Here is a 24,673-nt window from a genome sequence, read left to right as displayed (position 1 = left end):
AACAGCCAGACCGAGACAATATAAATGTAAACGAAGCCAGTGTTCTACTTATACCCCACAGCTGTTCTCTTTCGTAAACGTCTTGCCTTTGTAAGAGACGCTTTTCAATTGCAACCCGCCCTTCGGATCGAAGGCGTCGGCGCGCAGGCGCAGCTCGCCACTCTCGAATTCCACACCGAGCATGGCATAGGCGGCGGAAATCATGCGCGCGGCGGCGCCCGTGTACCAGCTCCATCCGCCGCGGCCCTCATAGCCCTCGCCCTCATAGACGTCGGCCGGCTGCTGGTGCGGCGGCAATCCATAAACATCAGCCTCCGCCGGCGTGCGCAGCTTGGAGATCGGCGAGATGGCGATCCAGCTCTCGAAGGCCTGGGCGAAAAGTTCCTGCGCTGCTTTTACGTCGCCCTCGGCCTTGGCCTGCGCGCCGAGCTTCGCCAGCGCGTCGACGAACCAGGAGACGCCATGCGAATATTGTCCGCCGTTCTCGCGCACGCCCGGCGGATATTCCGCGCTGCGGCCGGGATAGGGATCGGAATGTTCGTCGAAGGGCGGCGTAACGAGCAGGATGCGGTTGGAGCGGCCGAGCACGGCCAAAGCCTTCTCGATCGCCTCGCGGCCGCGCGCCGCGTCCACGGCATGGGTGAGCGTCGGCCAATGGGCGGTCATGGCGCTCATCGGAGAAAGCTCGCGGCCGTCGTCTGCGAAGTCGCGCACATAGCGGTCGCCGCGCCAACATTCTGCGAGAGCTGCGCGCAGCTTCTCGGCGCGCGCCAGATAGCGCGCCGCGCGGGCGCCGTCGCCCTTCGCCTCGAACAGCGGCGCGATATCGACCAATATGCCGTGCAGGAAGAAGCCGAGCCACACGCTCTCGCCGCGCCCCTGCGCACCGACGAGATGCATGCCGTCGTCCCAGTCTCCCGAGCCGACGAGCGGCAGGCCATGGGCGCCGAAACGATCGAGCGTGTAATCGATGGCGCGCGCGCAGTGTCCGAGCAGCGTGTCCTTATCGCGCGAATTGAGCGGGACGGTCGCCTCGCCCTCCTGATCCTTCGGCACCGGATTGGCTTCGAGGAAGCTCTCGACCGCGTCGAGGATCGCCGCATCGCCTGTGCCCTTCACATAGCGGATCGTGACATAGGGCAGCCAGAGATGCGGATCGGAGGAATGGGTCCGATCGGCGAGGCCCGTTCCGCCATTGGGGGCGCGGTGCCACCATTTGCAGGCGTCGCCTTCGAGATATTGATGCCTGGCGTGCAGCAAGATCTGAGCGCGGGCGCGCGCGGGCGCGAGATGGACGAGCGGAATGACGTCCTGAAGCTGATCGCGATAGCCGGTCGCGCCCGAGCGCTGCGCCGGTCCGGTGCGGCCCCATAGGCGCGAGGCGAGAAGCTGATAGGGCAGCCAGTCGTTCACGAGGCGATCGACGTCGGGGCGGTTGGTCTCGATGCGCAGCACGGACAGCTGCTCATTCCAGGCGGCGTCGCTTGCCGCCAGCTGCGCCCTCGCAAACTCGGGATCGCGCGCGAGAGACGCGAGGCGCCTCGCCTCGTCTATCGTGGTGGTCTGGCCGAGCGCGACGACGACGACCGCCTCCCCGCCCGCCGCCACGTCGATTGAACCGGAGAAGGCCGCCACCTTGCGCTCATGCGCGGGAGCGCCGGCGTCCGGATGGCCGTGCTCGACCATGTAAGGCAGATAGGGGTTGCGGCTCTCGTGGCCGAGGAAGCGGCGGCGCGAAGTCTCGGCGAATTCGGCGGGGATGGAGGTCGTGACGAAGGCCCAGCCTTTGACGAAGTTGTTTTGGGGATTGCGGAAGTAGATGGAGCGCACGTCGTCGTCGATGACGGACTCGACCGCGCCCAGGCTCTCCGTCGGAATTTCGGCGAGAATGACCTCCATCGCCGGCACGATCTGAAGCAATCGCTCGTGGTCCGACTTGTTGCGGATTTTGAGCAGGCGGAATTCGATCGGCTCCGTGGGGCTCACGAAGACCGTCATCTCCAGCTCGAGATTATCACGCTCCGAGCGGAAGACCGCCGAGCCTGGCGCGAAGGTCACGTCATAGCGCGCGTCCCGTCGGCGCAGCGGCACGAAGGTCGGGCTGTGCGGGTCCGTCCGGGCGAGATCATAGACGTAGATCATCTGCCCAGGAGGCGCCATGCGGCCCTCGCCCATGCGGAAGGGCGTGAAGCTGTTGAGGCGCGAATTGCTGGAGAAGGAGAAGATATCGCCGTCGTTCGTCAACACGCAGCCTTGCCCCACCGCATTGGCGATGACATGGGCGAAGGGACGCGGCGTGCCTGGCGCAAGCGTGAGGCTGCGACCGTCATCCGAGAAGGCGTAGCGTTGCTGCGCGGACGGCGGCGGCATCATGAGCGCGCGGCGGCGCGACAGCGCCTTATCAAGAATTTCCGGCGCAACGGGCGCAAGCCCGAGATGGCGCGCGAGCGAGTCCGTGGCGCGGCCCATATCCTTCGCCCAGCCGTCGACGATGACAAGCTCGGCGGCGCCCATGGGCGCGATTTCGATTTCGACGCGCAGGCTCGCGCAGGGCTCGAAACCATAGAGCAAGCCTTCGTCCTCGGGGCTGCGCGGCGCTTCGCCGAGGTCAGTGAGACTATCCGGCGCGTTTGTCGGCCCCATGCCGTAGAAGCGCGACTTGACGTCCTCATAGCCAAGGATGGTCATCTTGGTATCCGGCCCGGCGGCGATGGCGTGGAAGCCAACCTCTGGCGAGAGGCGGCGATCGGCCTGACGCCGCGCCCCGCCCTTCAACAGGCGGTTCTGCGCAAAGATGGCGTTCAGCGACTTAACGTACCAAGTGCCGACATGGATGGCGTTGTAGGCCGCGTCGCGCAGCTCGACCGCGGTTTCGTTCAGCACCCATTCGCGCAGCGAGGCGAGCATGAGCTTGCGTGGCCGCTGCTCGAGATTCACGATCTTGAGATGCTGAATCTCCACCGCCTCGTCGGGCGCGAGCGACACGCGCGCCTCGACGACGAAGCCGTTCTGCTCAGCGATGAAGAAGAGGCAATTCTCGCCGGCGTCCGTCAGCTGGGCGCAGGCGCAGGGGCACCGCGTCGGCGCCTCGCCCACCGACCAAAGCTGGCCGCCGTCCTCACGCACGAACAGGAACCGCCCGCGCGGATGGGCGTGATCGTCGGGGCGCCGTGTTAGATCGATCGCCGGGCCGCCGCGCGCGACGCCCTCGATGCGGATCGCGCCCTGCCCGTCCTGGAACCATTCGCTGATCATCAGGCCATTGGCGAGCTTCAAGGGCCGCGAACCCGGCGCGCCGCCGGCCCCGGTGATGCCCTCGAGCGGGATCTTCTGCGCCTGCGCCAGCCGCGTGAGCAGGAAGAGCACCAGCCCGAGGGCGATGAAACCCGCGTAAGCGAGATAGCCGCCCACGAGATAAGTGTAGGAAGGCGGCCGCGAACCCGCCATCTGCTCGGCGGCGTTCCAGGCTTTGTCCCATTCCGCCCCGCGCGGGATGTAGAACGGCAGAAGCAGCGGCGCCCATGTGCCAAAGCGGCGAATGCCCTCGGGAATGGATCGGCTCACCTGCTGTTTGCCAACGAAGCGCGCCGCGTGCTCGTCCAAAGCGTCGCCGCCGACAAAGGAGAGGTTCACGAGCGTCGCGACGCGCAGGCCCATGTGATCGAACCAGATCAGCACGCGGATGACGTCATAGGCGAGGAGCGCCGTGAAAATGTCGAGGCTCCAGGAGCGGAACTCATTGTCCGGCAGGACGTAGCTCATCCAGGTCGCGACGCCGGTGCGGATCAAGCCGTCCTGATTGTACCAAGTCGGGTCAGGCGTCGCCTTGAGGAAGGAATAGATGACCGGCGCCATCCACAAGCCCCAGCGCAGCACGCGCACGGCGTTCTCGACGAGCATGTCGAGACCTTCCCAGCTCGCAAGCTGCCTCAGCGGCTGGAGGCTGCGTTTCACCAAAGCGGTCAGGAAGAAGAGATTGATCGAGAAGAGCGGCGCCGCGAAAACCCACTGAATGACGCCGGAAAGCGACTCGTCGTAAAGGAGCCGCACGCCGCCGTCGACGACGCCGAGATCAGTCGCGCCCCATTTCGAGAAGAGCGGTCTCACCACGTAGGCGTTCAGCGGCCGACCATCGGCGGCGTAGTCCAGCGAAACATAGGCGAAGAACTTGCGCACCACCGTGCCGAGCTGGTCCGCGTCGAAATACCAGGCGATGGCCCCCGCGACCGATGCGCCGAGCAGCGCGGCCAGCGTGTAAACGCGCCAGCTTCTGAAATGCTGGCGGCGATCGCGCATGAGTGCGGCGAGGTCGAAGGCGAGGTCGACGCCGGCATAAGCGAGCACGCCGACCGCGGCGCCGAAGAGGAACCGGTTGCTTGCGCTGGCCGACGGCAGATCGACCATCACCGCGATCGCCACAGCCGCGCCGACGACGGCGCCGCGCGCAAAATTTGCCTCACTCCGATAGGCCTCCCGCAGACGCCCGAAGAAGGGAGACGTCGAATCCGTGCTCTCCACGATCGTGCGTGCGAGCGGATAAAGGGCCGCGCCAATGATCGCGCCGCCAATGGGACCGGAATAGGCGATGGCGGTCACGGCCGGCGGGAAAGAGACGACGAGCCCCGCAACGAGCAGCAATCCAATGAAGGCGAAGCCATAGACCGCGCCCTTTTCCGCTCCGGTTTTCCAGTCCTGATAGACAACGACGGAAAGCGACGGCGTCGCCCGCAGCAGGCCGGCGATCGCCTGAGTGACGAGGTAAGTCTCGCCCCAGAGACCGGCCTGCGCCAGCCCCTCGGCAATAGCGGCGGCGATCGCGGCGATGGGGGCCGGGACGTAGGGCGCGACGAATTGAGAGACCGCCGTCGCAATGAACGGCGTCAGCGAGGCGATGAAAGCGGAAGCGAATAGGATGCCGTGCGGACGCCATTGCCGCGGCAGGAAGCGCCCGAGCGCCAGCGGCACGCCGATGACGACCGCCTCGTTCAGCAGGAACAGCGCGAGTGTCCGCGCCGCGATTTTCGCCACCGGTTCGGGAACCTCGAGGCCCAGGAACAAGGCCGCGCCGATTTGCGTCACGGGCGGCGAGCCGAGGGCGATCAGCAGGCTGAACAGGAAGGGCAACAGAAAGAGCGCGCCGCGCAGCCGCATGCGCGAGCGCGCTGTCAGCGCGATGGCGCCGCCAAGATAGGCCAGCGCGGCAGCGCCGGCGCCCACGGGTGAGAAGCGGAAGAGCTGCTCCAGCGTCTCGGGTGCGCGCCAAAGCACGCCGGAACGATCGCAGAGCGCCGCAAAGACGCCGACCGCCGCGAAATCGACGGCGAAATTGGCGGCCTGGCGGTTCGTCTCTCGGGCTGGTCGCAGAAGATAAAGAGAGGCCGCGGCGAAAAAGCCCGCGATCAGCAGATGCGTGGGACCGCCGGACGCCTCGAGGGCCGCGACGGCGGCGAAGGCGAGGCCGAAAAGAACGCGTTCGACCAGAGCCACGCCAGTTTCCGATTCGCCATGGGTGGTGGCCATGGGGGGTCCTCCGCGCTTCCGCCGCCGCGTTTCGTGGTCAATTGCCGGAATCACCGGCAGCCTGACGATTCCCTAGCCGGAGCATGGGGGAAAAGTCGACCCCCGCCCCAGCGGCGCCCTTGCCGGCGCTTCGCAACTCCCGCCCTTGCCGCTATAGTAAAAGAACTCTTAAAGTTCCGCGCGCCGGCCGAGGGCGAAGCGAGTGAGCGACATGGAAGATCCTTTGCCTGCCAAGCCCGACAACGGCCGTCCGACAGCTCTCAAGAAGCCCGCGCCCGCCTCCACCAATCGGATTTCGTCCATTGTTGGCGGAGAAAGCGGCGTCGGAAAGGCTGCCGCTGCGGATAAGCCGACTCAGACGCCGCTCGAACAGCGCATGGCGAGTCTCGCGACCGCCTTGCGACGCGCCCGAATCGAAAACGCCGAACATTCGGCCGCCCTCGCCGATCTGCGCGCGGCCGAGGTGGTGCGGCTCGAGATCCTTGGCGATGCGCTCGCGCCTGTTCTGGCGCAAGTGCCGCCCGACTGCGATATTTTCGACATCGCCGTCGTGCCGGGCGAACGCCCGCGCCTGTTCATCGACCAGATCGGCTTCGTCGAGATGGACCGTGACCGGCGGACCTATCGATTCCTGCAGGACACGCGCCACGGCCGCATCACGCTTCGCGAAACCGCTGACATCGACGAGATGGTCGACGCCGCGACGGACTATATTGCGCACCGACTGATCGAGCGGGAGAAAGCGCTGGCGGTCGATTACGCCAGCGGCGGCGGCGCCCAGGCGCTGCGCTCGGGAGTCCCGGCGGTCGTAAAAGAGAAAGGGAGCGCGCTCGACGGCAAAGCTTACCGGCTCTTTCTCTATCTCGTCGAGCTTCTGAGCTCCGCCGCCTTCTTCGGCCTTCTCGCGGTCATCGCGGCCTGGGCCTATAAAACCTATGTCGCGGGCTGAACCAGCTCCTCGGCGCCTGCCTCGACGACTTCTCCCGCTTCGTTCAATTCGCGGCGTCGCAGGTTGATGCGCAGAGCCTCGCCCGCCCGCTCTATGGCGTAGAGATTATAGGCGGCCGCCGGATAATGGCCGCCCGGCCGCGCCGAGGCCGACGCGACGCCGACGACCGGCGTGCGGCCGTTGGAGCTGGCGATATAAGCGACGCTCGGCTTGTGATTATGGCCGTGCAACACAAGCTCGGCGCCATGCCTGGCGATCACCGCCTCGAACGCCCCGGCGTCGTCGAGCCCGCGCAGCAGGCGCGCGCCGCCGACATGGGGCGGATGATGCAAAAATACGATGCGCGTCAGCCCCTCGGCCTTAGTCTCATCCAACAAGGCGCCGAGCGCCGCGAGCTGTCGTTCCCCCAGCCGGCCGGAGGCGACGAAAGGCGCGGTCGGCACGCCGGAATCGAGCCCGATCAGCGCGACGCCCGAGCGCCGGCGCAAATAGGGAAAGCCCGGCGTCGTCAATTCGCTGGTCGTCCAGGGCTCGAAGACCTCGTGCACGAGCTTCGTCACATCGGCCACATAGGCGTCGTGATTGCCGGGCGTGAAGCTCACCTCTTGCGCCGCGCCCAAAGTGGCGAGCCAGTCCTTGGCGAGCGCGATCTCGGCCGGCAAGCCGATGTTCACAATGTCGCCCGTCATCAGCACATGGTCGGGCGCCTGCGCGCGCATATCCGTCACGAGCCGCGCGAGCACGCCCATGTCGTGCTGGCCGGCGCGCTTATAAAGCCAGTTCACATAGCCGGTGACGCGTTTTCCGAGCAGATCGGCAAGATTGGGGCGCGGGATCGGCCCGATATGGGCGTCGGAGAGATGGGCGAGAAGGAAGCTCACATTCGACCTTTGTTGGGAGAGCACGGGTTAGGGTGATCGTCGGCGCCCTTCGGACCGCGCGCCTTCTGGCGCGCATCTCTCAAGAGCGGGCCTAAGGCTCGCGGTCCACGCTATTCACCCGGTCGTCATCGAGAATAGTCCTAGAGCCTTCCCGCGCCATTTGCCATAGTTGCGTCATGAGACAGCACCCGCCCGTTGCACCCGCGCCGACCGAGGCGTCCCCAGAGCCGACGCTGCGCGCCTGGCTTGTCTCGCGGATCATCACCTTCGGCGCGCTGTTCCAGCGGCCGATGACGCTCGGCGTGCGCGGCCTCGTCCTCGACGCCGACGACCGGGTGCTGCTCGTGCGCCATACCTATGTGCCGGGCTTCTATCTGCCGGGCGGCGGCGTCGAGGGCGGCGAGACGATGCTGCAGGCCCTGATCCGCGAGCTCGAGGAGGAAGGGGGCGTGCATATTCTGGGCGCGCCGGCGCTCCATGGCGTCTATCTCAACCGCCGCATCTCGCCCCGCGACCATGTGGCGCTGTATGTCGTGCGCGACTTTCACTGTCAGGGGCCGCGGGCGCCAGACCATGAAATCGCCGAGGCGGGCTTTTTCCCGCTCGACGCCCTGCCCTCGGATACGACGCCCGCCACCCGCGCGCGGATCGCGGAGGTCGTGGCGGGCGAGCCGGTCTCCCCCTATTGGTGAGCCGCCGCGACCCGGCGCCCATTCTCTTCGGGCCAACCGCCAGACAGGAAACCGGGGCGAGCCACAAACGCCGCTGTCTTAGGGATTTTAAATGAATCGCTTTCTTGCCGCGCTTGCCCTCTTCGTCGCCATCGACCCCCTGCCCGCCCATGCGCAAAGCGACGCCGTCCATGTGCTCGACGCGATATTCCAGACATTCGACGAGAACCGCGACGGGGTCATCACGACGAGCGAAGCCAATCGCTTCATCGACAAGACCTTCGCCGAGATGGACATGAAGCATACAGGCGCCATTTCGCGCGACGCCTGGATGCGCTTCAGCTTCGGCCTCGCCGATCTTGCGGCGGAAAAGGGCCGCTCCGACGCCTACGACCTTGCGAAATACAAGATCTTCAAGCGTTGGAATAAAAGCAAATCCGGCGCGCTCTCGCTCGACGAATATCGCGCCGGCGTGCTCGGCGACGCTCGAAAGGCCGTTGGCGGCAAGCCGAAGGACGGGGAAGAAATGAAGATCGACCTCGCCGCCTTCAAACGCGCCCCCTTCGTGCGGCAATTGTTGCATAGCCTCTGAGAGGGGCTGAGTGGAAGCGCGTCGCCGTTTTGCCTCCGGCGCGCGCCGCGTGCTATGGCCTCGCTCCGGCTCATGATCGACCTTGTCATCCAATTCTTCCCCATGACGGCCGCCGACGAGGCGCAGATCGAGAAACTCGACGAGCGCGCCTTCGGCCCTGGCCGTTACGCCCGCACGGCCTATCGCCTGCGGGAAGGCGTCGCGCCCGACCTGTCTCTGTCCTTCGTCGCGCGCGTCGGCACGCTGCTCGTCGGCGCCAATCGCATGACCAATATTCTCGTCGGCGATGCGCCCGCCCTTTTGCTCGGCCCGCTCACTGTCGAACCAGCGTTCCGCTCGCAAGGCGTTGGGGAGAAGCTCATGAAGCACTCGCTCGACGCCGCGCGCGCCGCGGGCCATGGGCTGGTGCTGCTCGTCGGCGATCTCGACTATTATTCCCGCGTCGGCTTCGCCCGCGCGCCGCGCGGCAAGATCGTCATGCCCGGTCCCGTCGACCCGGACCGCCTGCTCTATTGCGAATTGCGTCCCGGCGCTTTCGAGGCCGCGAGCGGCAGGATGCGGCGCGCCTGATGAAGCATCCTCTTGTCGAAGGCTACGACGCGCTCGTGGTCGAGCGCGGGCTTCATCCCGATGTTTCGCAGCGCGAGGCGGTGAAACGGCTGCAGGCGCTGATCGACGCGCTGGCCAAGCCCAAGAAGAAACCGGCCGGGCCGCTTGTGCGCGCCCTGCGCTTGCTCAAGCGAGAGGAGCAGCCGCGCGGCCTCTACCTATGGGGACCGGTCGGCCGCGGCAAAACCATGTTGATGGATCTCTTCTTCGGCATGGCGCCGGTCGAGAAGAAGCGCCGCGTCCATTTCCATGGCTTCATGTTCGACGTGCACGATCGGCTGCACCGGCTTCGCAGCGAGGCGGCGAGCGGCGTCGCCGATCCGGTGACGCTCGTCGCGCAGGAGATCGCCGCCGAGACGCGCCTGCTATGCTTCGACGAATTTGCTGTGACGGACATCGCCGACGCCACCATTCTGGCGCGGCTGTTTCTGACGCTCCTGGCCGATGGCGTCGTGATCGTCGCGACATCCAACGTCGAGCCGTCACGGCTTTACGACGGGGGACGCAACCGCGATTTGTTCCTGCCCTTCATCGCGATCCTGCAATCGCGCATGGACGTGCTGCGGCTCGCGGCGCCGATCGATTATCGCGCCCGGCATGGTTGCACGGGGGAAGTCTATTTCGCGCCCGCGGATGAAAACGCCCATGCCGCCATGGACGCGCTCTTCCTCGCCCTTGCCGGCGCGCGCCACGGCGCGCCAGCGACCATAGAGGTGAGACGGCGCACGATCTTCGTTCCGCAAGCCGCCGGGCGCGTCGCCAGGCTGAGCTTTGCGGATCTTTGCGGACGGCCGCTCGCGGCCTCGGATTATATGGAAATGGCGCGGCGCTTCGACGCCATCATTCTCGACGACGTGCCTGTTCTCGCGCCGGAGCAACGCAATGAGGCGCGGCGGCTGATCACGCTCATCGACGTGCTCTATGAGGCGCATGTGCTGCTGGCGATCTCCGCCGCTGCGGCCCCGGACCAGCTTTACGACGCCCCGCATGGGAGCGAGGCGCGCGAGTTCGAGCGCGCCGTCTCCCGCCTCGGGGAAATGCGCGCAAGTGCCTATCTTGATAATTGCGCCGCCGGAAAGACGCTTGCAAAAGCGTCGCGCGGCGGCCAGAGCCTTACGGCTTCGACATGCACTCCTTGATGTCGCTCGCCTTTTTCATCTGCTCGAACGTATCCGAGCAATAGCGCTCGAGGTCGACGCGTTTCGTCGGGTCGTTGGCGACCGCCCGCATTCCCATGGCGCCGTCGAGAAGCTCCTTTTGCGCCGCATGCACCTGCTTCGGCGGGAGCAGCGAAGAGCAAGCCTCGTAGCGTTTCAGCAAGGCGTCGCATTGCGGGATGCCGGTAGGATCGACGGCAAGCGCGGGCGAGACGGCGAAAACGAACAGGCAGGCGAGACGATATTTCACAGACCAAGGCTCCTTCAAGCTGCGGTGCAGGCGGGTGATTTCTAGCGCGCTTTCCGCCAATCCGAAATGTGCTTTAGCGGCAGTTAACGATTGGCGTCGCGTTCAATAAACCGCACACCTTCAGAAGCGCTTTTCGAAAGCACAACCGCTAGTTTAACTTAGCCGACATCTGGCGCGGTCAAAGCTGCCGGCCCAATCGAGCGCCGAAGTCCGGGCGCGCAAAGGACCGAAAGCCGACCCATGATCGAGGATGACAGAGACGCCGACTTTGGGCGGGGGCTGAACAGCATTCCAATCCGTTTCTGTCTGATGAGCATGGTTGTCTCGGGCGCCTGTGCGTTGGGCCTGACCTATCTCCTGCTTCACGCCGTCGGGCCGCAGCCGGATTGGGCGGTCATTGGCCTAGCCATCGCCGAGACCGCGGCCCTGCCTGCAATGATCACCTATGCGGCGGCCAGTCGGCTCGCGGGAACCATCGTCGCGCTTCGCGAAAGCGCCGACGCCATCGCGGCGGGCGACGTCAACAGCCCCGTGGAAATCGACTGCGCTTGCGAGGTTGGGGGGCTGGCGAAAAGCTTCCACAAGATGGTCGAGCGCCTGAACGCCAACATCAGGCGGATGAATACGCTGGCGCATAGCGACGCCGTCACCGGCCTGCCCAACCGCGCTGCGATCAATCACGTTCTGTCCCTGGGAGCGAAGCTCAGCGGCGAGCCCGGCGCCTGTCGCGGAAGCCTTTTTTTCATCGACCTGGACGGTTTCAAATCGATCAATGACACTTTCGGCCATGAGATCGGCGACGAACTTCTCAGGGCGGTCAGCCGGAGGGTTGCGGCCGAGGCCTTCCACCGGCGCTTCGAGGATCTCGCCACTTGCATGACCGCCTTTGGAGAGCTTTGCGACACCTGCCCCGAAGATATTGTCTTCGCCCGTTTCGCCGGAGACGAGTTCATCGCGCTCGTTCCCGAGGTAAATGATCCCGCGCATGTCGAGCATATCGCGCGGACGATTGTGGCGTCGCTGGCAAGGCCTTTCGAGATCGAGGGACATAAGATTCAGATCGGGGCCAGCGTCGGCGTGGCGCGCGCGCCCCAGGACGCCACGAACCCGCACGAGCTTCTCCGCCTCGCTGACATTGCGATGTACGCGGCGAAGCAAAAAGGAAAAAACAATTATGTCCGCTTCGAGCCGGCGCTGCGGTCGAGCGCGGTCGAAAGAAACGAGCTGGAATATGAGCTGCGCGAGGCCATCGAGTCAGACGCGCTGACCATGTATTTCCAACCGAAGGTCGAGTCTGCGCGCCTGTCTGTCGCGGGCGTCGAGGCGCTGCTGCGTTGGAACCATCCAATCCGCGGCATGGTGCCACCGGGCAAATTCATCCCCATCGCCGAGCAGGCCGGGCTTATGCCGGAGCTTGGGACCGCGGTCCTCAACCTGGCGCTGAGGCAATGCCGGAAGTGGGCCGATCAGGGGATGCGGATTCCGGTCGCGATCAACGTGTCTCCCGCGCAATTCGACGACCCCTTATTCGTGCCGGGCCTCATTTCGCTCCTGAGGCATCACGGCGTCGACCCTGGGTTGATCGAAGTCGAAATCACCGAGACCATGGTGATGACGGACTTCGACACCGCCGCAGCCCGCGTCGCCGCCTTGCGCGACGCGGGCCTCGCCATTTCCATCGACGATTTCGGCGTTGGATTCTCGAACCTCTCGCAGCTTGCGAAGCTTCCGGTCAATTTCCTGAAGATCGACCGCTCGCTCACCGAGGCGGTGGCCTCCGATCAGAAGGCGCAGGCGATCGTTCGCGCGACGATCAGCATGGCGCATGCGCTGGGTCATGCGACGATCGCAGAAGGCATAGAGACCGACGAACAGGCCGCCTTCCTGCGCCTCGCCGGCTGCGACAAGATGCAGGGCTTCCTCTTCGCGCGCCCAATGCCTGCAGACGAATTGGAGCGCTGGCTCGCGGTGCGCGACGGCAAGGCGCTTCCCGCGCAACATATTCAATCCCGGCGGACAGTGAGCGCGGCTTAACGCCAAGCCCCCTTCTCCCGACGTCCATTGCGCGGCCATCGCCACCCGGCCTATATCGAACGTCCAAAGATCGGAAGCGATCGCGCAGCCGCCCCTTATGGAACAGATCAATCCCTGCACGACCTGCGGCGCCTGTTGCGCCCAATTTCGCGTGTCCTTCTACTGGGCGGAGGCGCTCGAACGCGGGCTGCCAGAGGAATTCTATGGCCCGCTTACCCCGACCATGGCGCATATGCTCGGGACGAATTGCAGGAAGCCGCGCTGCGCGGCGCTGAGCGGCGAGGTCGGCCAGGAGACGCGCTGCGCCGTCTATGACGCGCGCCCTTCCCCTTGCCGATCGGTCGAGCCGGGTGACGAGAAATGCCTGCGGGCGCGGTCGAGCTACGGGCTCGCTGGATTATAAAAAATCAGGCGGCGGGCCTTTCTTGGGACCCGCCGCCTCGCTATCTCCGCCGCCAGTGTCTCGCGGACGCCGGAGAGTTCCTCTCTCGCTCGTTCAGAGACCGGCGAGATAATTCGTCGGATCGACCGGGGTCGAGCCCTTGCGCAGCTCGAAGTGAAGCTGTGGCGAGCCGACATTGCCGGACTGCCCCGACCGGGCGATGGTCTGGCCGCGCTTCACCGTCTCGCCGCGCTTGACCTCGAGCTCGCCATTGTGGGCGTAGGCGGTGACGAAGCCGTTCGGGTGACGGATCAGCACCAGATTGCCGTAGCCCTTCAGCTCGCTGCCGGCGTAAGCCACCTGCCCGCCTTCGGCGGCCTTCACAGGCGTGCCCTCCGGCACGGCGATGTTGATGCCGTCATTGCCGCCGGACGAGAAGCCCTGAATGATGCGGCCGCGCGCCGGCCACCGGAACTCGGGACGGTCGCCCTCGGTCGCCGCGACCTTGGTCGTCTCCTCGGCGGACGGGATGGAGGCAGTTGTTCCCCGATCGACCTGCTTGCCGGCGGGAGCCGGCTCAACCGACCTCTCGGCCATCGCAACTTTCGGCTGCTCACGTTCGGCGGCCGCCTTGGCGAGGCGCTCGGCCTTGGCCGCCTTGTCGGCCTCAGCCTTAGCGAGCTTCGCCTCCGCCGCCGCCTTCGCGGCTTCGGCCTTCGCCACGGCGTCGGCCTTGGATTTAGAAGCCTCGGCCTTTGCGAGCTTGGCTTTCTCGGCGGCGACTTTGGCCTCGGCGGCCTTGGCTTCCGCCTGCTTCTTCGCCTCGAGCTTTTTCACCTCCGCGAGCTTCTTGGTCTCGGCCGCCTTTTCGGCAACCGCCTTCTCGGCGTCGATCTTGGCGAGGCGCGCCCCTTCGGCGGCCTTTTCGGCCTCGGCCTTCTTCAGACGCTTCGCATCAAGCTCGCGGGCGGTCGCTTCGGCCTTTTTGGCCTTGGCCTCGTCCTCGCGGGCGACCTTGGCGGCGCGTTCGGCTTTCGCCTGCTCCTCGCGAGCGACCTTCGCAGCGGCTTCCGCCTTGCGCTGCTCCGCGCGGGCGGCGGCGGCTTCCGCCTTGGGATCGACCTTCGGCTCGGCGGCCGCGACCTTTGCTGGCGCAGGGGCCGGCGCCGGAGCCGCGGCGGGCGCCGTCGAACGGGCGACCGCGCCGGCGCGATAGACCGGAATGATCAAACGAGCGCCCGGCTGCACCTGAGCGGCGTTGTTGTAGCCATTCGTATGCAGCAGCGCATCGGCCGGGACGCCGTAGCGGGTGGCGAGCATGGCCGCCGTCTCGCTTGGCGCCACAGTGATCGGCGTGCCGCCATCCGCGGTCCAATGGGCCTGGGCGGGCCCCGCTGAAGCGGGCGCAGCGGCGGCGACAGGCGTGCGGGGCGCAGCGGCGGCAGCGTTGGGGGCCGTAGCGGCGGTCGGCGGCGCTAATGGACGGGATTCGACGCGAGCCGGAGCCGGATTGGCGATCGCGCCGGTCGGCGAACGATCGACGCCGCGCACGGCGGCGCTTCGCTGGGCGGCGGCGCTGGAGCCGGACCCGCCGAAAGGATCAGAGAAGGGATCGGAAAAACGCGTGGCGTCGGAGCAACCCGACATCAGAGCGGCCGCCCCGGCGGCCATCATGAGCCGCAATGCGACCCGCGAATTGGAAATTTGACGCTTGATAGCCATGACGCCGACCCACTCGCACGCACCAACAACGTCTTGGTTGTAGGCGCAGGTCGGTTAAGGAGGCGTTTAAGATGAATCTTTGACGAGCGCCTTCATGAAAATCTTCATCATATGCAAATTCTCAATTCATAAGGCTTTTGCAAGGCCGATCGCCGCTGCGCCGAGCCTGTGCGGCCCGAGATCGGTCTCGCGCGGCCCGTCGCTTTCCGTGCGATCAACCTTAATCAATCGTTGACGCGCGCGCTTCTCGCCCGTCTGAGGCTCCCTGCGGGCGTAAACCAGCGTTCCGCCGGGCGAAAGCATGGCGATGAGCGCATCAGGCGGGGTGTCGAGCGCGGCCTCGACAAGGATGCGGTCGAACTCCCCAAGCGTCGGCTCCGGCGCGAGACCGTCGGCATGAAGCACGGCGGCGTTGGCGACCTCCAAGGCGGCGAGCCGCCGCACGGCTTCGATGGCGAGAGTCTCGAACCGCTCGAGCGAGACGACCTCCCAGGCAAGACGCGCGAGGATCGCCGTCCCATAACCGGAGCCGGTCCCCACCTCCAGCACCCGATGCCCCTTGCCGACCCGCAGCGCTTCTATGCGCTGGCCCACATCGGCTGGGCGAGACATGACCTGCCCGCAGCCGAGCGGCAACGCCAGGTTGCGATTGGCAAGATCGTGGAACTTGTAAGGGGCAAAGGCCTCGCGCGGCACGGCCTCGACGGCGCGCATGACCGAGATATCCCGCACCCCCGCCCGACGCACGGCGAGGAGCAAGGCCGCGCGCTCCTCGACGGCAGCCTTGGCGGCGGGATCGTTCATATGGGCTCCTTCAGGCCTTCCTCGAAAGCGCCGGCGAGCCGCGTCACCGTCGGATGATCCGTAAGATCGAGCTGAAGCGGCGTGACGGAGATCCTGTTCTCGTCGATCGCCAGCAGATCCGTTCCCTGCCCCGGCGTGAAGCTGCCGCGCTGGAAGGAAATCCAATGATAGGGATTGCCGCGCCCGTCCTGGCGATCCTCGATGCGCATGAGATCATTGCTGCGCCGCCCCTGCATGGTGACGGCGACGCCCTTGACGTCGCCGGGGACGCAGGCCGGGAAATTGACGTTCATCAGCACATTGCCGGGAATGCCCGCCGCCAGCACCTTGCGCACAATGGCCCCGCCATGCGCCTCCGCGCATTCCCAATGGATCGTGCGCCGGCCCGAGAAAAAATCATAGCATTGCGAGAGCGCGATCGCCGGAATGCCGAGGATCGTCGCCTCCATCGCGCCCGCGATCGTGCCGGAGTAAGTCACATCCTCGGCGAGGTTCTGGCCGCTGTTGACGCCAGAGATCACGAGATCGGGCGGGCTATCGAGCATCAGCTTGCGCACGGCCATGATCACGCAATCGGTCGGCGTGCCCTTCACCGCGAAATGGCGCGGCGAGATTTCGCGCAATCGCAGCGGATCGTTGATCGACAGCGAATGCGCGACGCCCGACTGCTCGGTTTCCGGCGCCACGATGAAAATGTCGTCGGAAATCGCCCGCGCGATCTTTTCCGCGACTGCGAGGCCGGGCGCGTGAACGCCATCGTCATTGGTGATGAGAATACGCATCGCTCGGGCGTGACCGTGGAGGAAAGGGCATGTTTTTGAGCGCTGGGCAAAGGCTCGCGCCCACGCACGCCCTACATGGTTCAGGGGTCTGGGTAAAGCGTAGGGAGTCTGCCATGCGTTCGAAATTCACGCCTGTGTTTGTCGCTGTTGGGCTTGCGGCTTCGGTTGGCTGGGCGGTCGCCGCCCCCGCCATTGTTTCGGCGGACACCGCCTTGCGCGCCCGCCCGGGTATGCGTAGCGCCATCCTCGCCACGATCCCGGCTGGCGCGGCCGTCGAGGCCGGCCCGTGCCGCGCCTGGTGCCGCGTTCAATATGGGCCTGCCGTGGGCTTCGTTCCATCGCCGCTGCTCGTCGCAGGCACGGGCGCGGCCGGCTATTACGGTTCGGCCGGTTACGGAGACGCGGGCCCGTTCGGATTGCTGGCGGCCCCGTTCGAAGCCGCTGGCGACATTTTCGGCGGTCCGGCTGCTTATGGGCAGGCAGGACCGATGCAACCGCCGGTCGTCGCAGGCTACTGAGCATTGTGCTGCAAGGCGAAGCAATCCGGAGGAGCGGCTCCTCCCCCGGGTTTGCTTCGGTCGAATCCGCCGCGGCCTTTTGACCCGCTCTTAGTGAAGCCCGAGAAAAAACGCGGCCTCGGGCATAGCCCTCGCGTTTTAGCGCCCCATATCCTCGCTTGCCTGCATCTTAAGTGGGGAGGCAATCATGCGTACGATTTACTATTCACTGATCGCTGCTGTCGCTTTTGTTGGCTCGGTTTCGAGCGCGTCCGCCTTCGAGGCCATGCTCGGCGGAAACTTCATGCTTCACGCGCACCCCAATGGACCCCATTTGATGACGCTCGCCGCCGGCGACATCATCAATATCGACCACTGCAACCATAGCTGGTGCGCCGTGATTCACGGCCCGCACGCCGGCTACATTTACATGCCGCGCGTCCTCGACGGGACGGTATACGGCCCGCGCGGCGGCGTCGCCGGCTATCAGGATGGCGGCCCGGCGGAGCTGGGCGTCGCAATCGTCTCCGCGCCGGTGATGGCCGCGGGGCAAATCGTCGACGCCGGCGTCAGCGTTCTGCGCTAGCTGACGCCCTGGTCGCCCGGCATTTGCTAGGCGCCGGCAAATCCCTCCCCTTTACGGGGAGGGTGGCCCCGCGCAAGCGGGGTCGGGTGGGGTCCGCCCCAACCCGAGTCGTAACGGCGCGAGCCCCACCCGGCGGCCTTTGGCCGCCGACCTCGCCGTAAAGGGGAGGTATTTGGCGCCGCTGCCGCCAGCGCTTCCGTTGTCTCGTTACACGCTTCGCGCAATGCGCGTGAGGCCGCCCATATAGGGTTGCAGCGCCGCCGGCACTGTCACTGCGCCGTCGGCCTCCTGATAATTCTCCAGCACCGCCACCATGGCGCGGCCGACCGCGACGCCCGAGCCGTTGAGCGTATGCACGAAACGCGGCTTGCCATCCGGTCCGCGCGAGCGCGCGTTCATGCGGCGCGCCTGGAAGTCGCCGCAGACCGAGCAGGAGGAAATCTCGCGATATTTCCCCTGCCCCGGCAGCCAAACTTCGAGATCGTAGGTCTTCTGCGAGGCGAAGCCCATGTCGCCGGTGCAGAGCACGACCTTGCGATAGGGCAACTCCAGCGCCTGCAGCACTTTCTCGGCGCAGCCGGTCATGCGCTCGTGCTCTTCCAGCGATTGCTCGGGCGCGGTGATCGAGACGAGCTCCACCTTGTAGAACTGATGCTGGCGGATCATACCGCGGGTGTCCTTGCCCGCCGCGCCCGCCTCGGCGCGGAAGCAATAGGTGCCGGCGGTCATGCGGATCGGGAGCTGGGACTCGTCGAGAATGGATTCGCGGACGAGGTTCGTCAGCGGGACTTCGGCCGTGGGAATGAGCCAGTAATGATCCGCATTCCGCAGTGCAGCCGCTGCTTCGCGGCTTCGCGACGCTTGTTGCTTTTTTGCGATCTCTTCAAGCTGAAGGCCGTGCCGATTTTGTGCGCCGGCATCTAATTTTTCCCTAGCCGCAGCAGCGGCGGCCTCTTGCTTTGCTGCCGATCCTTCTAATGCATTTGCCGCAGCCAACTTCGAAAGCTCTGGCGTATAGCTAACGTAGAACTGGTCCTCGTCAAATTTCGGCAGTTGCGCCGTGCCGACCATTGCTTCGTCGCGCACGAGCAGCGGCGGGTTCACTTCCATATAGCCATGCTCGCCCGTGTGCAGATCGAGCATGAATTGCGCGAGCGCGCGCTCCAGCCGCGCCAGCGGGCCTTTATTCACAACGAAACGCGCGCCCGAAAGCTTGGCGGCCGTCTCGAAATCCATGAAGCCGAGACCCTCGCCGATCTCGAAATGCTCTTTCGCGGTGAAGTCGAATGTGCGCGGCGTCCCCCAACGGAAGACCTCGACATTCTCATTCTCGTCCTTGCCATCCGGCACAGCATCGAGCGGCGTGTTGGGGATGCTCGACAACGCAGTATCGAGCGCCGCGATGGCGTCGCGCTCCGCCTGCTCCAGCGCCGGCCAATTATCCTTGATCTGCGCGACTTCGGCCTTGAGCGCTTCCGCCTTGGCGCTGTCGCCGGCCTTCATCGCGGCGCCGATTTCCTTCGAGGCCGCATTGCGGCGCTCCTGCGCCTTCTGCAATTCAGCGATGGCCGCACGGCGCGCGTCGTCGAGCGCGAAGAGTTCGGCCGACATCGGGGCAAGCCCGCGCCGCTCACGGCCTTTGTCGAAGACTTCAGCGTTCTCGCGAATCCATTTGATGTCATACATGTCGGGCTACCGGGCGTTTGGCGTCAGAGTTCGAATGTAACCGCGTCATGCCCGGCCTTGTGCCGGGCATCCACGCCGCGCCGCTGCGGCAGTGCTCCTGCGCGCTTTCCGCTCGCATCATCCGAGCGATGAGAAAGCGCGCAAATTCAAAAAGCTGGAGCGCATTCTTTTCGCAAAAGTCTATCAACTTTTGCGGAATGCGCTCTAGCGTGGCCGCGACGTCTCGGCGTGGATGGCCGGGACAAGCCCGGCCATGACGCTGGAAAAACTTGGGGCCTTCTCCCGCAGGCGCGTAATGCGGTCAAGCGGCGCGCTGTCGCTTATTCCTGCGCCGCTGCTTCCTGCTCCGCCCTCTTCTTCTCGACCATGCGGACGGAATAGATCGACGCCTCGTAAAGCAGCATCCCCGGCAGCGCGAGCGCGAGCTGCGAGAAGACGTCCGGCGGCGTCAGGACCGCCGCGATGACGAAGACGATGACGATAGCGTAGCGGCGCTTCTCTTTCAGGAATTCGGAAGAGACGATGCCCACCTGCCCCAGGAGAGTCAGAATCACCGGCATCTGGAAGACGACGCCGAAGGCGAGCACCAGCGTCATGATGAGCGAGAGATATTCCGAGACGCGCGGCAACAGCTCGATCTGCGCCTTCCCCGGCTCGTTGGCCTGCTGCATGCCGATGAAGAAGCGCAGCAGATTGGGCATCACGAGGAAGTAAACCACCAGCGCGCCGACGGCGAAGAACACGGGGGTCGCGAACAGATACGGCCGGAAGGCCGCGCGCTCGTTCCGATAGAGCCCGGGCGCGACGAAGGCGTAAAGCTGCGACAGCACGATCGGGCAAGACAGGAAGGCCGCCATAAAGAGCGCGACCTTGATCTGGGTGAAGAAATATTCCTGCGGCGCGGTGTAGATCAGTCGCGCCTCCGGTCCCGCCACTTGCGTGTAGGGGATGACGAGAATGTTGTAGATGTCCTTGGCGAAGAAGAAGGCCAGGATGAACGTCGCCAGAAAGGCGAGCAGCGCCTTGATGAGCCGCTCGCGCAATTCCATCAGATGTTCGATCAGCGGCGCCTTGGAGGCTTCGATTTCGGCTTCGTCGGCCTCGGTCATTTATCGGCCTTTTGCGCAGCGCCCGCCTCGACGTTACCGCCGACCTCATCCTGAGGAGCGGTCGAAGGCGTCTCGAGGGGTGAAGCGTCCGTGGCAGGCTGCCCCTCCGTCGAGACGCCGCTTTGCGGCTCCTCGGAATGAGGCAGGTGCTCCTGCGGGGATTTTTTGTCGCCGTCCTCGATCGCGCTCACGATCTGCTTGCGCGCCTCCGCCAGCGGATCGAAGGCGCCGTTGAGATTCGTGCCGGCCATGATGGCGCTGTTCGTCTCTTCGATCTGCTTTTTCAGATCGTCGAGCTCGGCCTCGCGCATGGCCGCCATGAACTGGTCCTGGAACTCATTGGCCATGCGCCGCATGCGGCCCGTCACCTGGCCCAAAGTGCGCAGCACGCGCGGCAAATCCTTCGACGGAATCGCGATCAACGCGACGATGCCGATGACGAGGAGTTTTCCGGGGTCGAGATCGAACATTCCCAGTCCGAGAAGAGTATGGGAGGCGCCCCCTCCCCAACCCTCCCCCGCTATCGAGGGAGAGGGAGCAGATTGCGGCCTGCATCGACAACGCTGATCGTGAGCGTCCCCTCTCCGGCTTTAACGGGGGAGGGACAGGGAGGGGCCAAAGCCGCCCCTACGCCGTCAAACCTTATCGCCGCTCGCCGATTTATTCGCCTCGATGGCCCGCGGCTCGACGCGCTCTCCGACCGGCTTCGCCGCCTCGGCGGTTTCATCCTCGGCCATGCCCTTCTTGAAGGCTTTGATGCCCTTGGCGACGTCGCCCATCACGTCGGAAATCTTGAACTTTCCGCCGAACAAAATGAACGCTACGCCGCCGACGATGATCCAGTGCCAGATCGAGAGACCGCCCATGGCGGAAACCTCCGTTGGGAAACAGGCCGGGACCGCCGACCAAACTCACGGGAACCTATGCGGCCCGCGGCTCAAAAACAAGGCGACAGGCTAGCGAAATGATAGGTTTTCACCGTCATTGCGAGCGGAGCGAAGCGATCCAGAGCGGCGTCGCGGCTTCTCGATGGGGAGAAGACGCCGCGCATCCTGCGCCCGGGCGACGACGCCGAGACCCCGGCGCGCAAGAAGCGCCGGGTCGAGTGGACCGACCCTAAAGAGCCGACGGTGGGGCTCGCGGCGCATTCCCGTCCGGTATAAGTGGCCGGTCGGCCATTGTAAGGTAATATCGCGCCCCATCGGCGGGCAGGAGTTGTCATGTCGTCTCGACAAAGCACCGTGGACTACATCGTCGAGCAGATGGCGAAGGCGGGCGCGGTTTCCGCGCGGAAGATGTTCGGGGAATACGGGATCTACTGCGACGGGAAAATGGTCGCCCTCGTCTGCGATGACCAGCTTTTCGTGAAGCCGACTGCTGGGGGACGAGACTTCATCGGCGACGTCACCGTGGGCGCACCCTACAAGGGAGCGAAGCCCTGCTTCGTCATCTCGCCCGAGAGATGGGACGATGACGAGTGGCTCGCGGATCTGATCCGGATTTCGACGGTCGAGTTGCCGGCTCCGGTCCAGAAGCGCCGAGCCAAATGACGAGCAGGTTATTTCGGGCGGCGCTCACCTGTTGCTCTTCGCATTGAAGCGGCCGTTTCAGCAGGTGATTTCCAGATCTCCGAAATAAAGAAGTTCAGATCGATTGCTTCGTCGCTTCGCTCCTCGCAATGATGGATCAATCGTCGTTGAACGCGTCCGGCGCGTCGATTGGCTCGGGCTCCTCCGGAAAGTCCATCTCCAGCGCCTGCGGGGCGTCGTCCTCCAGCGGCTCCTCGTCGTCGCGCAGCGCCGAGTCGTCGGAGGGCTGCGGCACGCCGAAGCCCTTGGGCAGGCGGCCGTCGAACAGGCCCGCCGCCTTGAGCTCGTCGAGGCCGGGTAGATCGCTGATCTGCTCCAGGCCGAAATGCATCAGGAAAGCATCGGTCGTGCCATAGGTGATCGGCCGCCCCGGCGCCTTGCGGCGGCCGCGCAGGCGGACCCAGCCGGTTTCCATCAGCGTGTCGAGCGTGCCCTTGGAAATGGCGACGCCGCGAATCTCCTCGATCTCGGCGCGGGTCGCCGGCTGGTGATAGGCGATGATGGCGAGCGTCTCGAGCGCGGCGCGGGAGAGCTTCTTTTCCTCCACCTGCTCGCGGGCGAGGATCCAGTTCAAATCCCCTGCGGTGCGGAAGAACCACTTTTTGCCCACGCGGGTGAGGTTCACGCCGCGATTGGCGTAATGGTTGCGCAGCCGCTCCAGCACCTGGGCGAGCTCGACCCTGTCGTCGACGCGCCGCGCCATTTCGCTTTCATCGAGCGGTTCGGCCGAGGCGAAAAGCATCGCTTCGACGACGCGTTCGGCCTCGCGCAACGCAACCTCGTTGCGGGCCAGTGCCTCATCGCTGTTGATGTCGAAAAGCTCTATTTTTTCCGCTGGCTGCGCCAATGCGCCACCTCCTTTAAGGATCCCGAGCCCTCAGGCTCGCAGCCGATAAAGAGCAAGCCTGACGGCTCGCGGTCCGAAATCCTGCCTAGATCAACGCCTCGCTCTCCACCGGCGTAGCGCGGCGGCGGAGCCAGAGCGGCGCGAAAGGCCGGTCCTGCCGAATGTCGAAAAACCCCTCGCGCACCATTTCGAGCGACGCCGAAAAGGAGGAGGCGCGGACGGTGCGCGCGGTTTGCAGGTCGGCGCAATATTGCAGCAGATAGTCGTCGAGCACGGTCCATTCCGCCGCGGCGCCGGCAAGCCGCTCCAGTGCCTCGCGCGCCTCGGCGAGCGACCAGACCGTGCGCTGTTTCAGCACCACATGGACGGCGGCTGTCTTCTGCCGCTGGCGGGAATAGGCGGAAAGCAGATCGAAAAGGCTCGCCTGATATTTCGCCTGCGAGATGGTCTCCAGCCCCTCCGGCCCGCCGCGCAGGAACATATCGCGCCCGAGCCGCCCCCGCTGGGTCAGCTTGTCGGCGGCCAGCCGGATCAGCTCCAGCCGCTTGAGGCGCTCGGCGAGCGCGGCGGCGAGCTCGGCCGCCGAGGGTTCGTCGCTGTTCTTGGGCGGCTCCGGCAGCAGCAGCCGCGACTTCAGAAAGGCGAGCCAGGCGGCCATGACGAGATAATCGGCCGCCAGCTCCAGCCGCACCCGCTGCGCCGCCTCGATGAAGGCCAGATATTGCTCGGCAAGCGCCAGAATGGAGATGCGGGACAGGTCGACCTTCTGGCGGCGGGCAAGCTCCAGCAGCAGATCGAGCGGCCCCTCGAATCCGTCGACGTCGACGAGAAAGGCCTCGCCTTCCGCGCGCGGTTCATCGGACAGATCGAATGAGAGGTCCTGGGCCATTCAGTCTCCGGCGACGCGCCGTCTAAGCGGCTTATTCACCATGTCGAGCCGAGATTGGTCCCTTTGTGACAGTCCCGCAAGCGCAGCGGGGTCGTTGCGGCGCCCATCCACAAGATAGAGGAGTGGATAAAGCCCCCGCTACTCCCCGTAGATGTCGGCGAGCGCAATCTCCATCCCCGGCGGGTCGAGCGTGACCGAGCCCTCGCGGATGATCCGCGTCAGGATCGTCTCCCCCTCCCCGCGCGCGTGGTGGAAAATGAGCCGCGCATCCGGCGAGACGATCAGGTAATGCGCGACGCTCGGCAGTCGGAAATAGGCCGCGAGCTTGCCGAGGGAGTCGTTCTTCCCGGTCGACGGCGAAAGAACCTCGACCACGACGACCGGATTCTCGACGATGATCGTGTCGGGCGGCAGCTCCGGGCCGCAATAGACCTGCGCATCCGGCTCGAAGACCGTGTCGGCGTCGATGCGGATGGCCATGCCGTCTGGCAAAGAATGGCATGGCAGGCCCTTGGCGCGGATGGCGTTGTGCAGGGCCATATAGACCCGGCCTTTGATCTTCGCATGCGCGACGCGCTCCGACGCCTGGGCGAAAACCTCGCCGTCGGCGAGTTCATAGCGCCTCGCCTGAGTCTGCGACCAAGCGATGAATTCTTCGGCGCTCATGCGCTCTTTCGGAAGGGCGGCGGCGGACATGAAGCGAGGATAGCGCGGCCGGACTGCCCGCGCCACTCGCCGAATCGGCTCTGCTCCCCGCACTATCGCCAAAGCAGCGCGTGCGCCCGCGAATCAGGCGCGAGCGAAAACGCCTGCGCGGTCGCCCATTGATCCTTGCGTGACGCTCCGAAGGCGTAAGCCACGAACGCGCAGCTTCTCGAGCAGACCCGCCCGAACAAATATTATTGTAAATATATTCAATACCTTATTCAGCAAGCGCATGCTTTCGCCGGCCTTCTTTCCTCTCATCCACCCGAATTGGACCAACGAAAATCGTCCCGCGTGGCTCTTTGTGAATTGGTGATCGAAATGTAGTCCATATGACTAACTAATCGTCACTATGCCTAATCAATGGACGGTTATTTGCCTTGTTAATAGGCACAAAATGTAAGAACGCATC

The 24,673-nt window shown here is 65.2% G+C and carries 23 protein-coding genes; 10 read left to right on the top strand and 13 right to left on the bottom strand.

From position 1 onward, the window contains the following. Positions 1–48: 48 nt before the first annotated feature. On the bottom strand, positions 49–5,520 hold the full coding sequence (locus OGR47_RS07345; RefSeq protein ID WP_165048339.1) for a GH36-type glycosyl hydrolase domain-containing protein: 5,472 nt from the start codon (positions 5,518–5,520) through the stop codon (positions 49–51). A 211-nt stretch (positions 5,521–5,731) separates the two neighbouring features. Between OGR47_RS07345 and OGR47_RS07340 the strand changes: the two genes are divergently transcribed. Continuing rightward, positions 5,732–6,469, top strand: a complete 738-nt coding sequence (locus OGR47_RS07340; RefSeq protein ID WP_165048463.1) for a hypothetical protein — start codon at positions 5,732–5,734, stop codon at positions 6,467–6,469. Here the strand turns inward: OGR47_RS07340 and OGR47_RS07335 are convergent. Beyond that, positions 6,454–7,350 (bottom strand): metallophosphoesterase family protein, encoded by an 897-nt coding sequence (locus OGR47_RS07335; protein WP_165048337.1) that lies wholly within the window; start codon positions 7,348–7,350, stop codon positions 6,454–6,456. The genes OGR47_RS07340 and OGR47_RS07335 overlap by 16 nt on opposite strands. Before the next feature lie 176 nt (positions 7,351–7,526). Here OGR47_RS07335 and OGR47_RS07330 point away from each other — a divergent pair, with 176 nt between their 5' ends. The 4 genes from OGR47_RS07330 (at position 7,527) to zapE (ending at position 10,361) form a co-directional block, all read left to right on the top strand. Continuing rightward, positions 7,527–8,042, top strand: a complete 516-nt coding sequence (locus OGR47_RS07330) for an NUDIX domain-containing protein (RefSeq protein WP_165048334.1) — start codon at positions 7,527–7,529, stop codon at positions 8,040–8,042. Positions 8,043–8,133: 91 nt separating this feature from the next. After that, positions 8,134–8,613 carry a hypothetical protein gene (locus OGR47_RS07325; protein ID WP_165048332.1) on the top strand — a complete coding sequence of 160 codons (480 nt, stop codon included), beginning with the start codon at positions 8,134–8,136 and terminating at the stop codon, positions 8,611–8,613. 72 nt (positions 8,614–8,685) lie between these two features. Then, positions 8,686–9,183: a GNAT family N-acetyltransferase gene (locus OGR47_RS07320; RefSeq protein ID WP_165048330.1), complete on the top strand. Its 498-nt coding sequence runs from the start codon at positions 8,686–8,688 to the stop codon at positions 9,181–9,183. After that, positions 9,183–10,361 carry a cell division protein ZapE gene (gene zapE, locus OGR47_RS07315; protein ID WP_165048328.1) on the top strand — a complete coding sequence of 393 codons (1,179 nt, stop codon included), beginning with the start codon at positions 9,183–9,185 and terminating at the stop codon, positions 10,359–10,361. Before OGR47_RS07320 ends, zapE begins: the two co-directional genes overlap by 1 nt. Here zapE and OGR47_RS07310 read toward each other — a convergent pair. Further along, positions 10,336–10,629 (bottom strand): hypothetical protein, encoded by a 294-nt coding sequence (locus OGR47_RS07310; protein ID WP_165048326.1) that lies wholly within the window; start codon positions 10,627–10,629, stop codon positions 10,336–10,338. The genes zapE and OGR47_RS07310 overlap by 26 nt on opposite strands. Positions 10,630–10,869: 240 nt before the next feature. Here OGR47_RS07310 and OGR47_RS07305 point away from each other — a divergent pair, with 240 nt between their 5' ends. After that, on the top strand, positions 10,870–12,663 hold the full coding sequence (locus tag OGR47_RS07305; RefSeq protein WP_165048323.1) for a putative bifunctional diguanylate cyclase/phosphodiesterase: 1,794 nt from the start codon (positions 10,870–10,872) through the stop codon (positions 12,661–12,663). 97 nt (positions 12,664–12,760) lie between these two features. After that, positions 12,761–13,066 carry a YkgJ family cysteine cluster protein gene (locus tag OGR47_RS07300; RefSeq protein WP_165048321.1) on the top strand — a complete coding sequence of 102 codons (306 nt, stop codon included), beginning with the start codon at positions 12,761–12,763 and terminating at the stop codon, positions 13,064–13,066. A gap of 93 nt (positions 13,067–13,159) precedes the next feature. Here OGR47_RS07300 and OGR47_RS07295 read toward each other — a convergent pair whose 3' ends face one another. The 3 genes from OGR47_RS07295 to surE form a co-directional block, all read right to left on the bottom strand. After that, positions 13,160–14,767 carry a LysM peptidoglycan-binding domain-containing M23 family metallopeptidase gene (locus OGR47_RS07295; RefSeq protein WP_246729536.1) on the bottom strand — a complete coding sequence of 536 codons (1,608 nt, stop codon included), beginning with the start codon at positions 14,765–14,767 and terminating at the stop codon, positions 13,160–13,162. A 126-nt stretch (positions 14,768–14,893) separates the two neighbouring features. Continuing rightward, positions 14,894–15,571, bottom strand: a complete 678-nt coding sequence (locus OGR47_RS07290) for a protein-L-isoaspartate O-methyltransferase family protein (protein WP_165048319.1) — start codon at positions 15,569–15,571, stop codon at positions 14,894–14,896. Further along, positions 15,568–16,353 carry a 5'/3'-nucleotidase SurE gene (surE, locus tag OGR47_RS07285; protein WP_165048317.1) on the bottom strand — a complete coding sequence of 262 codons (786 nt, stop codon included), beginning with the start codon at positions 16,351–16,353 and terminating at the stop codon, positions 15,568–15,570. The genes OGR47_RS07290 and surE overlap by 4 nt, the downstream gene beginning before the upstream one ends. 113 nt (positions 16,354–16,466) lie before the next feature. Here surE and OGR47_RS07280 point away from each other — a divergent pair, with 113 nt between their 5' ends. Both OGR47_RS07280 and OGR47_RS07275 read left to right on the top strand, forming a co-directional pair. Beyond that, complete coding sequence (locus tag OGR47_RS07280) at positions 16,467–16,871, top strand: SH3 domain-containing protein (protein WP_165048315.1); 405 nt, start codon at positions 16,467–16,469, stop codon at positions 16,869–16,871. Between the two features lie 187 nt (positions 16,872–17,058). Further along, the gene (locus OGR47_RS07275; RefSeq protein ID WP_165048313.1) at positions 17,059–17,436 is read left to right on the top strand and encodes a hypothetical protein; all 378 of its coding nucleotides are present in this window, start codon (positions 17,059–17,061) and stop codon (positions 17,434–17,436) included. 207 nt (positions 17,437–17,643) lie between these two features. Here the strand turns inward: OGR47_RS07275 and serS are convergent, their stop codons facing one another. From serS to OGR47_RS07255, 4 genes are all read right to left on the bottom strand, one after another. Beyond that, positions 17,644–19,122: a serine--tRNA ligase gene (gene serS / locus OGR47_RS07270; RefSeq protein WP_165048310.1), complete on the bottom strand. Its 1,479-nt coding sequence runs from the start codon at positions 19,120–19,122 to the stop codon at positions 17,644–17,646. A gap of 320 nt (positions 19,123–19,442) precedes the next feature. Next, complete coding sequence (gene tatC, locus OGR47_RS07265) at positions 19,443–20,231, bottom strand: twin-arginine translocase subunit TatC (RefSeq protein ID WP_165048308.1); 789 nt, start codon at positions 20,229–20,231, stop codon at positions 19,443–19,445. After that, the gene (locus OGR47_RS07260) at positions 20,228–20,701 is read right to left on the bottom strand and encodes a preprotein translocase subunit TatA (protein ID WP_165048306.1); all 474 of its coding nucleotides are present in this window, start codon (positions 20,699–20,701) and stop codon (positions 20,228–20,230) included. The genes tatC and OGR47_RS07260 overlap by 4 nt, the downstream gene beginning before the upstream one ends. Before the next feature lie 165 nt (positions 20,702–20,866). Continuing rightward, a complete protein-coding gene (locus OGR47_RS07255; RefSeq protein WP_165048304.1) occupies positions 20,867–21,097 on the bottom strand; it encodes a twin-arginine translocase TatA/TatE family subunit in 231 nt (76 codons plus the stop codon). 354 nt (positions 21,098–21,451) lie between these two features. Here OGR47_RS07255 and OGR47_RS07250 point away from each other — a divergent pair, with 354 nt between their 5' ends. Further along, a complete protein-coding gene (locus tag OGR47_RS07250; protein WP_165048301.1) occupies positions 21,452–21,781 on the top strand; it encodes a TfoX/Sxy family protein in 330 nt (109 codons plus the stop codon). Positions 21,782–21,917: 136 nt separating this feature from the next. Here the strand turns inward: OGR47_RS07250 and scpB are convergent, their stop codons facing one another. The 3 genes from scpB to OGR47_RS07235 form a co-directional block, all read right to left on the bottom strand. Beyond that, complete coding sequence (gene scpB / locus OGR47_RS07245; RefSeq protein ID WP_165048299.1) at positions 21,918–22,667, bottom strand: SMC-Scp complex subunit ScpB; 750 nt, start codon at positions 22,665–22,667, stop codon at positions 21,918–21,920. Between the two features lie 85 nt (positions 22,668–22,752). Then, positions 22,753–23,556 (bottom strand): segregation and condensation protein A, encoded by an 804-nt coding sequence (locus OGR47_RS07240; RefSeq protein ID WP_165048297.1) that lies wholly within the window; start codon positions 23,554–23,556, stop codon positions 22,753–22,755. 138 nt (positions 23,557–23,694) lie between these two features. Then, complete coding sequence (locus OGR47_RS07235) at positions 23,695–24,222, bottom strand: Uma2 family endonuclease (protein ID WP_246729535.1); 528 nt, start codon at positions 24,220–24,222, stop codon at positions 23,695–23,697. Between the last annotated feature and the right edge of the window lie 451 nt (positions 24,223–24,673).

Source organism: Methylocystis sp. MJC1 (assembly GCF_026427715.1).
GTDB lineage: Bacteria > Pseudomonadota > Alphaproteobacteria > Rhizobiales > Beijerinckiaceae > Methylocystis.
The sequence above is the reverse complement of the archived record's forward strand: the minus strand, read 5'-3'. Positions and strand labels throughout refer to the sequence as shown.